Source organism: Seonamhaeicola marinus, assembly GCF_008085455.1.
In genome coordinates this window covers 1-271 of record NZ_VSDQ01000460.1, presented here as the reverse complement: position 1 = coordinate 271, position 271 = coordinate 1, and the positions used below count along the sequence as shown (strand labels likewise).

The window sequence follows — 271 nt, the reverse complement described above, 5'->3', positions numbered from 1 at the left end:
TATAAAAAAGTAGTATATTCGATTTGTAAGTTTTTTCTATTAAAAACTCAATTAACTAATTATAGTTTTTATGAAACGCATATTTCTATTTCATGTTATTTTGTTTGCAAGTCAATTTATAGTTTCTCAAAATAATTGGCAATATTATACAAGAATTGCAGATTCTTTACAACAACAAAATGACTATAATGCGGCTTTAAAATTAAGGCTACAGGCCGTTGAAATTGCGCAGCGTACAGAACAAGATACATTGCCTTTTTTAAAGTTATTA

The 271-nt window shown here is 26.2% G+C and carries 1 protein-coding gene; it reads left to right on the top strand.

The window, feature by feature from the left end; genetic code table 11:
- Positions 1–70: 70 nt before the first annotated feature.
- A partial coding sequence (locus tag FUA24_RS07715; RefSeq protein ID WP_148541171.1) for a hypothetical protein occupies positions 71–271 on the top strand: 201 nt, incomplete at its 3' end.